The 9,055-nt window shown below is 67.2% G+C and carries 10 protein-coding genes, 1 tRNA gene and 1 pseudogene; 7 read left to right on the top strand and 5 right to left on the bottom strand.

The window, feature by feature from the left end:
• From AC1DWT_RS47280 to AC1DWT_RS47265, 4 genes are all read left to right on the top strand, one after another.
• A partial coding sequence (locus AC1DWT_RS47280) for a pyruvate kinase alpha/beta domain-containing protein (RefSeq protein ID WP_477925907.1) occupies positions 1–329 on the top strand: 329 nt, incomplete at its 5' end.
• On the top strand, positions 330–1,208 hold the full coding sequence (locus tag AC1DWT_RS47275; RefSeq protein WP_072951558.1) for an acyl-CoA thioesterase: 879 nt from the start codon (positions 330–332) through the stop codon (positions 1,206–1,208).
• A 105-nt stretch (positions 1,209–1,313) separates the two neighbouring features.
• Positions 1,314–1,559 (top strand): hypothetical protein, encoded by a 246-nt coding sequence (locus AC1DWT_RS47270; RefSeq protein ID WP_072951555.1) that lies wholly within the window; start codon positions 1,314–1,316, stop codon positions 1,557–1,559.
• 200 nt (positions 1,560–1,759) lie between these two features.
• A complete protein-coding gene (locus AC1DWT_RS47265; protein WP_206012640.1) occupies positions 1,760–3,547 on the top strand; it encodes an ABC transporter ATP-binding protein/permease in 1,788 nt (595 codons plus the stop codon).
• Here the strand turns inward: AC1DWT_RS47265 and AC1DWT_RS47260 are convergent.
• The 3 genes from AC1DWT_RS47260 to AC1DWT_RS47250 all read right to left on the bottom strand — a co-directional run bounded on the left by AC1DWT_RS47260 (position 3,474) and on the right by AC1DWT_RS47250 (position 6,098).
• Entirely contained in the window at positions 3,474–4,571 is a 1,098-nt protein-coding gene (locus AC1DWT_RS47260; protein WP_477925906.1) for a DUF4185 domain-containing protein, read from the bottom strand. The genes AC1DWT_RS47265 and AC1DWT_RS47260 overlap by 74 nt on opposite strands.
• A gap of 43 nt (positions 4,572–4,614) precedes the next feature.
• On the bottom strand, positions 4,615–5,118 hold the full coding sequence (locus tag AC1DWT_RS47255) for an SRPBCC family protein (protein ID WP_477925905.1): 504 nt from the start codon (positions 5,116–5,118) through the stop codon (positions 4,615–4,617).
• A gap of 104 nt (positions 5,119–5,222) precedes the next feature.
• Positions 5,223–6,098 carry a sigma-70 family RNA polymerase sigma factor gene (locus tag AC1DWT_RS47250; RefSeq protein WP_095865277.1) on the bottom strand — a complete coding sequence of 292 codons (876 nt, stop codon included), beginning with the start codon at positions 6,096–6,098 and terminating at the stop codon, positions 5,223–5,225.
• Positions 6,099–6,196: 98 nt separating this feature from the next.
• On the opposite strand from AC1DWT_RS47250, the gene AC1DWT_RS47245 reads away from it, so the two are divergent.
• Positions 6,197–6,652, top strand: coding sequence for a carboxymuconolactone decarboxylase family protein (locus AC1DWT_RS47245; protein ID WP_206012638.1), 456 nt, complete (start codon positions 6,197–6,199; stop codon positions 6,650–6,652).
• 83 nt (positions 6,653–6,735) lie between these two features.
• Here the strand turns inward: AC1DWT_RS47245 and AC1DWT_RS47240 are convergent.
• A tRNA-Leu gene (locus AC1DWT_RS47240) sits at positions 6,736–6,809 on the bottom strand.
• Positions 6,810–6,909: 100 nt separating this feature from the next.
• Here AC1DWT_RS47240 and AC1DWT_RS47235 point away from each other — a divergent pair.
• Positions 6,910–7,539: an ANTAR domain-containing response regulator gene (locus AC1DWT_RS47235; protein ID WP_083395834.1), complete on the top strand. Its 630-nt coding sequence runs from the start codon at positions 6,910–6,912 to the stop codon at positions 7,537–7,539.
• A 60-nt stretch (positions 7,540–7,599) separates the two neighbouring features.
• Here the strand turns inward: AC1DWT_RS47235 and AC1DWT_RS47230 are convergent, their stop codons facing one another.
• Entirely contained in the window at positions 7,600–8,439 is an 840-nt protein-coding gene (locus AC1DWT_RS47230) for an oxidoreductase (protein WP_206012637.1), read from the bottom strand.
• 108 nt (positions 8,440–8,547) lie between these two features.
• Between AC1DWT_RS47230 and AC1DWT_RS47225 the strand changes: the two are divergent.
• Positions 8,548–8,904, top strand: a pseudogene (locus tag AC1DWT_RS47225) (TetR/AcrR family transcriptional regulator); the annotation flags it as partial.
• Positions 8,905–9,055 lie beyond the last annotated feature (151 nt).

Below are 9,055 nucleotides of genomic sequence, written 5' to 3'. Positions count from 1 at the left end.
GGCTGGATGCGAAGGCGCTGGTGGCGTTCACGCAGTCCGGGGACACGGTGCGGCGGTTGGCGCGGTTGCACACGCCGTTGCCGTTGCTGGCGTTCACCCCGTTGCCGGAGGTGCGCAGCCAGTTGTCGCTGACGTGGGGGACGGAGACGTTCATCGTCGATCCGGTGGACAGTACGGATGCGATGGTGCGGCAGGTCGACAACGCGTTGCTGGGGTTGGGCCGGTATCAGAAGGGTGAGCTGGTGGTCATCGTGGCGGGGTCGCCGCCCGGCACCGTAGGCTCGACCAACCTGATCCACGTCCACAGAATCGGCGAAGAGGACCACTAGGTGAGCGAAGTCGCGGCGAAGACCGATCTCCAGACCCTGCTCGAACTTCTCGATCTCGAGAGGACCGGGGAGGACACGTACCGAGGTCGGCATCCCGCGCAGGTGGGTAGCCGGACATTCGGCGGCCAGTTGATCTCCCAGGCACTGGTCGCCGCCGGCCGCACCGTCAGCGGCGAGCGCGCCGTGCACGCGGTCAACGCCCACTTCATCCGCGGCGGAAACGTCAAGGAACCCATCGAGTACCGCGTCGAGCGGCACCGCGACGGGCGGGCCTTCGCGAATCGCCAGGTCACCGCCCTGCAGGACGGTCAGGAACTGTTCGTCATGCTGGCGGCGTTCCAGGACTGGGGCAAGGGTCTCGAGCACGCGGTCGAGGTGCCCGACGTCCCGTTCCCGGACACGCTGCCGCCGCTCGGCGACCACTTCCAGGGTTACGAAGACCGGTTGAAGATGTTCGTCGACGCGCTCAAGCCGATCGACATGCGGTACGCGAACGACCCGTCGTGGATCATGAAGGGCACGGGGGAGAAACTCACCCACAACCGGGTCTGGATGAAATCGGACGGCGACCTTCCGGACGACCCACTCATTCACGTGGCCGTCATGGGCTACTCGTCGGACACCACGGTCCTGGACTCCATCATCACCACCCACGGCCTGTCGTGGGGGCTGGACCGGATCGTCGCGGCCACCGTGAACCATTCCATCTGGTTCCACCGGCCGTTCCGCTTCGACGACTGGACGTTGTACGCCACCGAGTCGCCGGTCGCGGCAGGTTCCCGCGGTCTCGCGACGGGGCGCTTCTTCTCCCTCGACGGGGAGTTGCTGGCGACGGTGGTCCAGGAGGGGCTCATCCGGCACTTCCCGCCGCGCCAATAAGAGCAGTGCCATTCCGTTGCCACCGAACGGCTTTGAACGGCAGTTCAACCGGTGGCCGCGGCGTATGGTCGGTCTGGAATCACCGAAACGGAACGGACGTGCACCATGAGCGCAGACGAACCCGAGAAGAAGGCCGGCCGGCCGGCCGAGAGCGAAGTTCCCGTGCCCGACGACGAGGCGCTCGCCGAAGCCAGGAAGAAGGTGGAGGAGATCGACGCCCGCTACGAGCCGGGGGCCCGCGAGACGGTCGTCCTGCCCGGCTCCGGCGGCACGGTGTCGGGAACCGCCTTCGACGACTACGTCGACGACGACGGCAATCTGAAAGAGCCTGAACCCGAGAAGGACTCGTAGAACCCCCTGTCGCCTGGGGACCGTTCACTTCGCCCGATGTCCACCCGCGCGGCCGAAACCGCGCAAATGGGACATCGGGCGGTCTGTGTCTTCCGGGTCGACGCGTGTCCTGCGCGGATCTCTCGCCCATCACCGACCTCCGGGGTTAGACTTCGCCATCTTTTCTGGTGAGTTTCACCTCGTGATCGGGGATATGGGTCGTGGACTGGAACAACGTCGTATGGGACAGCTCGATGTGGCTGCTCAAGGCATACGTCATGACTGTCGTCGCGTTCGTCGTCGTGGTGATACTGCTCGCGCGGTTCACCAAATGGGGTAGGCAGTTCTGGCGCTTCGCCGCGCCCTACTTCGATCCGCGGCGCAGCCTCAAGCCGTTGACCATCCTGGCGGTGCTGCTGCTGTCGACGGTCTTCGCGGTGCGCATGACGGTGCTGTTCTCCTACTGGTACAACGACTTCTACGATTCGATCCAGAACCTGGACGAGCCGGCGTTCTGGCACTTTCTCCGGGTGTTCGCCATCCTGGCGACGGTCCACGTGGTCCGTGCCCTCGTCGAGTACGTGATCGGGCAGACCCTCGACATCGACTGGCGGACATGGCTCAACCACCATCTCGTCGACGACTGGCTCGACAGCCGCGCCTACTACCGCGACCGGTTCCTCGGCGACGCGATCGACAACCCGGATCAGCGCATCCAGGCCGACATCACCAACTTCGTGACCACGTCCCGCTCGCTGTCGATGGGCGCGGTGACCGCGGTGCTGTCGATCGTGTCGTTCACGGGGATCCTGTGGGACCTGTCCGGCCCGATGACCGTGTTCGGCGTCGAGATCTCGCGGGCGATGATCTTCCTCGTCTACATCTACGTGCTGGTGACCACGGCGGTGGCGTTCTGGATCGGCAAGCCCCTCATCAAGCTGAACTTCCTCAACGAGAAACTCGGCGCCAACTTCCGCTACGCGCTGATCCGGGTGCGGGAGTACGGCGAGAGCATCGCGTTCTACCGCGGCGAGAACGTCGAGCGGCGCACCCTCGCCGGACGGTTCGCGGACGTCATCCGGAACATGTGGCAGATCGTCTTCCGGACGTTGAAGTTCAGCGGCTGGAACCTCACCGTCAACCAGACGGCCGTCATCTTCCCATTCCTGGTGCAGGGTCCGCGACTGTTCACCGGCCAGGTGTCTCTCGGTGACGTGATGCAGACGTCGCAGGCCTTCGGTCAGGTCCACGACTCGCTGTCCTTCTTCCGCGAGTCGTACGCCGACTTCGCCAGTTTCCGCGCGACCCTCATCCGACTCAACGGCCTCGCCAACGACAACCTGCACGCCGCCGAACTTCCGGTCCTGAAGACCGGCAAGTCGGGCGACGATCTGCAGGTCGAAAAGCTGGACGTGCGCATCCCGACGGGGGAGACCCTCATCGAGGGCCTCGCGCTCACCGTGACCCCCGGGCAGTCGCTGCTGGTCAAGGGGCCGTCCGGTTCGGGCAAGACTACGTTGCTCCGTACCCTCGCGGATCTGTGGCCATACGCCGACGGCACGGTGTCGCGGCCGTCGGGGGAGGCCATCTTCCTGTCCCAGCGCCCGTACCTGCCGCTCGGGTCGCTACGCACCGCCCTGGCCTACCCGAAGGAGCCGACGGCGTCCGACGACGTCGTGCGTGGTGCGCTGTCGAGGGTGTCGCTCGGCAATCTGAGTGATCGGCTCGACGAGACCGCCGACTGGACGCGGATCCTGTCGCCGGGCGAGCAGCAGCGTCTCGCGTTCGCGCGGGTGCTGATCGCCCGTCCAGCGGTGATCTTCCTCGACGAGGCCACGTCGGCGATCGACGAGGGCCTCGAGCACACGCTCTACACCCTGCTCAGGACCGAACTCCCCGACAGCATCGTGGTGAGCGTGGGGCACCGCAGCACGCTCAACCAATTCCATTCCCGTGGTGTGGAACTCGAAGGGGAAGGGCGGTGGACGGAGTCGGAACTGGTGGGGTGACGGGCGCGTCCAGCCGGGTGGTGAACTGCAGCACCCGGTAGGGGTCCCCGGTCGTCGTGTTCCATTGCGACACAAGCAGATGCAGTTCGTCCAACGTGGACGCCGGGTGGACGTATCCGCCGTAGATCTGCGCCCACGTGCCGTCCGCGGCTCCCCAGTCGCCGCCGGCAACCTGCACCGTCGGCTCCGACCACCGTCCGTCGATGCGCTGCGCCGTGCGGGTGACGATCGCGTAGGCGGTGGGGTCGAAGTAAGCGAGGACCCAGGTGCCGTCGATCCGCCGCAGGCACATCTCCCCGACGGGACCCGGCAAGATCGGGGTCGCGGGCTGTCCCCACGCCCACCCCGTGCCACGGTCCCAGCCCCAGTCTGCGTAGGCTCCGGGTTCGAGGATCCGCGCTTCGGGGACTCGGCGCAGGATCATTCCACCCGGATTGGTGCGGTCGAACGCACTCGAGACGACATAGACGTAGCCCTCGTGCCGTTCCATCGTCCACAGTTGGTCGAGCGAACCGCCGCGGTTGTCCCACCGGGCGCGTGTCCGGTGCCAGCGCTCGCCGCCGTCGTCGGACCAGGCGAGATACGTGAAGTTCGTCGGCCACCCCTGCGACGCCCACGAGTGCACACTGACGACGGACAGGTAGGTCCGGTCGCCGATCGTGACGGCGTCCGCGGGAACCACGGTGAACTCGCTGCCCGCCGATTCCCGGTCGGGTGATTCGCGGACGTCGTGCGCGTTCGGCAGGATCTCCCTCGCCGTCCGGCCCCCGCCCGCGGAGTCGAACTCGATGCCGCCGCGGAGATCGGTTGTGGTGGAGCGCAACATCACGGGACTGCRCCACCCCCGGCCGCTCCGGCCGCGGGAGCTGAACGTGTCGCCGAAGAAGAACGCGACCCGGCCGTCGGACAGGCGCACCGGACAACCGAGGTCGGTGCCGTGCACACCCCATCGCCGCGTCGCCTCGCCGGTGACCTCCTTCACGTAGGTTGCTGCCGGTGTGGTGGTGCTGCCCGGGATACGCACTCCCTACTGTCGGTGACTTCGCGTGGTCGGGGAATTCTGKTGGTCAGGACGTCTTGCGGTAGGACTCGGCGAGTTCGTCGGCGCGATCCCACAGCGACCAGTCGACTTCGCGGCCGTCCAATTGCGCTTCGACGACCTCGAGCCCCGCGTGCCAGCCGGCGGCGTGCGCGTAGGCGGATTCCTCTTCCTCCACGGTGTGGGTGAGCGTCAGCCAGCAGCCGCCGCTGCCGTCGGGAACGAGTTCCCAGTGCAGCGTCTCGGCGTCCCACAGGTATTCGAGGATGTGCGCGGGATGCACCGAGATGACCGTTCCGGTGGTGGTCTGATCTGCGGGCAGTCCGAACCGGCGCACCTKCTCCGGTGTCACCCGGAAGACGAGGTCGGCCCCCGGGGTGAGGTCGAAGTCGACGTCGGCGGGAAACCAGTCCTTCAGGTACTGCGGGTCGGTGAGAACACGCCACACCTTCTCCGGCGAGTGCGAGAGCGCTTGCTGGAATCGAAGGGCTACCCGCCCGTCGTAGGTGAAAGTGACGGTGCCGAGCTCCATGGGTGACCTCCGTGCTCGAGGGCGTACCTGTCCCACCATGGTACTGGCAGGACGCCGCAGATCCCCAGGATCGGGCACAAAAAACCGCCGCTACCTGCGGGTCGTCAGACGTCGCCGGGGGAGATGCCCAGACGTTGTAAACGGACCGGGTCGGCCAGGATGTCGATCCGGACGATCTTCCCGCCGGAGACGGTGAACGCCATGACCGAGAACGTCTTCCCGTCGGGCGCGGTCACCACCCCGGGTGTGCCGTTCACCAGGGCGAGCCGGCCGAAAGGAGCGAAACGCGAGAACGTGAGGGCCTGCTCGCCGACTGCGCGGGATCCGCGCACCACGTCGGCTCCGTCGGCGCCGCGGTCGGCCCGCAGGACGATGTCCGGGTCGAGCAGGGCGAGGAGGTCGTCGAACCTGCCGCCCCGCGAGGCGGTCATGAATGCCTCGACCACCTCGCGCTGCCGGGTCGGGTCGGTCTCCGGGGCGTGCCCCGATCCCTGGACTCGCCGGCGCGCCCGGCTTGCGAGTTGCCGCGTCGCGGCGGGCGTGCGGTCGGCGATCGGGGCGATCTCGTCGAAGGACAGGGCGAACATGTCGTGCAGCACGAAGGCGAGCCGCTCGGCGGGCGCCAGCGTGTCGAGAACGACCAGCAGCGCGAGACCGACGGAGTCGCCCAGCACCGCCTCGTGCTCGGGATCGGTCCCGTCCACCTCGCGCACGATCGGATCCGGAACATGGACCTCCAGGGGATCCTCGCGCCGCGCCTTGCGGGATCGGAGCATGTCGAGGCAGACCCGCCCGACGACCGTCGTCAGCCAACCACGCAGGTTCTGCACCTCGGACGTCTCGGCGCGACTGAGTCGCAGCCAGCCCTCCTGCACGGCGTCCTCCGCTTCGCCGATCGAGCCGAGCATCCGGTACGCGACCGCCGACAGATGCGTCCGGTTCTCCTCGAAGCGGTGCGCCAGAACTTCTTCTGCGTCCATCTGTCACATTCTCCCGTCGCGGTTCGTCATAACAGTGACCAACGAAAACAAGCCGGTGTGACATCTCACCACCCGAATTCCTTTGGAGGCAGGCAATCATGAAAGCCCGGATGACCAACCCCGCGATGATCGTTCCCGACGCCATGAAGTCTCTGCTGGCGCTGGGGAAGGCCACGGCGAAGGCGAACGTGCCGCCGGTGACCCACGCCCTCGTGCACCTGCGGTCGAGCCAGATCAACGGCTGCAGCGTGTGCGTGGACATGCACGCGCGTGAGCTGGAGAAGGAAGGCGAGACCAATCAGCGGATCTTCGCGGTGGCGGCGTGGCGGGAGGCCCCGTACTTCAGCGACGCCGAACGTGCGGCCCTCGCGCTGGCCGAGTCGATGACCCGGTTGAGCGATCGCGCGGACCCGGTGCCCGACGAGGTGTGGGACGAGGCCGCCCGGCACTACGACGAGGAGCAACTCGCGTCGCTGGTGCTGTCGATCGCCGGCGTGAACCTGTGGAACCGCATCAATGCCGCCACCCGGCAGGTCGCGGGCGGGCAGTGGTGACAGGGACGCCGTAACGGGGGGCGACATGCGAATCGCAGGTCAGAGAATGCATCTGACCTGCGATCGCGGGATGATCCCGGCGGTGCCCTCGGTGAGACTCGAACTCACACTGGACGGGTTTTGAATCCGTTTCCTCTGCCAATTGGGATACGAGGGCGTGTTGCGCTGTACCACTGTAGAAGATCGCCGCCGGGAGTCAACCACCGGTACCCTTCTAACGTTCGCTCCCCGCGCCGGGGTCGTCCGAGCAGAGGAGAATGGTGGCCATGAACGCTCCCCAGCAGCAAGGTGTGCCGTCGCAGCCGCGACGGGTCGTGGTGGCCGAGGACGAGGCGCTGATCAGGCTCGATCTGGTCGAGATGCTGCGGGAAGAGGGCTACGACGTGGTTGGTGAGGCGGGGGACGGGCAGGCCGCCGTCGACCTGGCGGTGGAGCTGAAACCCGACCTCGTGATCATGGACGTGAAGATGCCCCGCCGCGACGGCATCGACGCGGCCTCCGAGATCGCGGCGAAACGTATTGCGCCCGTGGTCATTCTCACAGCGTTCAGTCAGCGCGAGCTGGTGGAGCGGGCGCGCGACGCCGGGGCGATGGCCTATCTCGTCAAGCCGTTCTCCACGGCCGACCTGGTGCCCGCGGTCGAGTTGGCAGCCAGCCGGTTCAAGGAGGTGACTGCGCTCGAGCGGGAGATCTCCGATCTGTCCGAGCGGCTGGAGACCCGCAAGATCGTCGAGCGGGCCAAGGGTGTGCTGATGGACAAGCAGTCCTTGACCGAGCCCGAAGCGTTCAAGTGGATCCAGCGGGCCGCGATGGACCGCCGGTCGACGATGAAGGCGGTCGCGCAGGTGGTGCTCGAGACCCTCGGTGGGGAAGCCCCCACCAGCTGACCGGCGAGATCGGCGGCAGCCGACGCGTTTTCGCCCGGGCCGTCTTCCGTTGGTGGCGGGTCAGTCGCCGGCAGGGAAGTCCGCGGAGCGGCTGACGTCGGCCCAGGCGAGGGCCTCGGCGGCGCGTTCGCGGGACGACTTCTCGGCCATCGCGACGGCGCCTGCCCCGAGCAGCAGGCGCAGTGGGGCGTTCTCGGCGGCAACCACATCCATGATGATCCGCGCGGCCCGTGCCGGATCCCCAGGCTGGGTGCCGTCGGAGTCCTCCCGGTAGCGGTTCATCGCGCCGACCGTCGCCTCGTAGTCGGGCCCGACGGAGCTGCGTTGCATCGACGAGCCCTGCCAGTCGGTGCGAAACGCCCCGGGTTCCACGATGAGCACCTTCACCCCGAACGGTCTCACCTCGGCCGCCAGCACTTCGGAGAAGCCCTCGACGGCGAACTTCGCGGCCTGGTAGGCGCTCAGCCCGGGTGTGCCGCCGACGCGGCCTCCGACGGAGGAGAACTGCACGAAGCAGCCGCTGCGCTGCTCGCGCAAGATGGGCAGCGCAGCCCGCGTGACGTTGACGACGCCGAAGAAGTTGGCGTCAACCTGCTGCCGGAAGTCGTCGTCGGCCATTTCCTCGATCGGGACGCTGTTGGCGTAGCCGGCGTTGTTCACCACGACGTCGAGGCCGCCGAACTCCTCGACCGCGGTCGCGACGGCGTCGCGGGCGGCCGCGGCGTCGGTGACGTCCAGGGCGACCGTCCGAACCCGGTCGCCGTACGTGTCGATCAGGTCGGTCAGCTGTTCGGGTCTGCGGGCGGTGGCGACGACGTTGTCGCCACCGCGCAGGACCGCGGTCGCGAGTTCCCGGCCGAAACCGCGTGAACTACCGGTGATGAGCCAGGTCTTGGCCATGAGAGATCCCATTTCTGCTTGCAACTGACTGGTTGGATGCTTACGGGATCCATGGAACACCTGCGCGGCGTAGCTGTCAACCAACTGGTTAGTTGATAGTGTGGACGCATGGTCCGTGATGCAGAGGCAACGAAGAAACGACTACTCGACGCGGCGGCGGCCGAATTCGCCGAATTCGGTATCGCCGGGGCGCGGGTCGATCGCATCGCCCTCGCCGCCAAGGCGAACAAGTCGATGATCTACGCCTACTTCGGCGACAAGGGGCAACTGTTCGACGCCGTCTTCGCCGCCCACGTGGTGGCGTTCACCGAGCAGGTGCGCTTCGACGCCACCGACCTCCCGGGCTACGCGGGACGCTCGTTCGACCTGTACGAGGACAACCCGGCGACGCTGCGGCTCGCCACCTGGTACCAACTCGAACGGCCCGACGGTGAGCCGCTCCAGGTGGTGGTCGCGTCCAACCGGTCGAAGCTCGCCGATATCGAGCGGGCGCAGAAAAGTGGTGTGCTGCCAACCACCTGGAGCGGCTCACCGTCGGGCCGTTCGAGTTGGTACCAGGTGGCGAGCCGCAGCGTCGCCGGGTTGTCCTCGTACAGGTCGAACGAGCGTCCCGCGT

This window comes from Rhodococcus sp. P4_B6 (assembly GCF_056402215.1).
The sequence above is the reverse complement of the archived record's forward strand: the minus strand, read 5'-3'. Positions and strand labels throughout refer to the sequence as shown.

Coding starts and splice junctions, on each gene's coding strand:
- AC1DWT_RS47270 (WP_072951555.1), top strand. CDS start 1,314: ATGAGCGCAGACGAACCCGAGAAGAAGGCCGGCCGGCCGGCCGAGAGC.
- AC1DWT_RS47250 (WP_095865277.1), bottom strand. CDS start 6,098: ATGGACGCAGAAGAAGTTCTGGCGCACCGCTTCGAGGAGAACCGGACG.
- AC1DWT_RS47245 (WP_206012638.1), top strand. CDS start 6,197: ATGAAAGCCCGGATGACCAACCCCGCGATGATCGTTCCCGACGCCATG.
- AC1DWT_RS47235 (WP_083395834.1), top strand. CDS start 6,910: ATGGTGGCCATGAACGCTCCCCAGCAGCAAGGTGTGCCGTCGCAGCCG.
- AC1DWT_RS47230 (WP_206012637.1), bottom strand. CDS start 8,439: ATGGCCAAGACCTGGCTCATCACCGGTAGTTCACGCGGTTTCGGCCGG.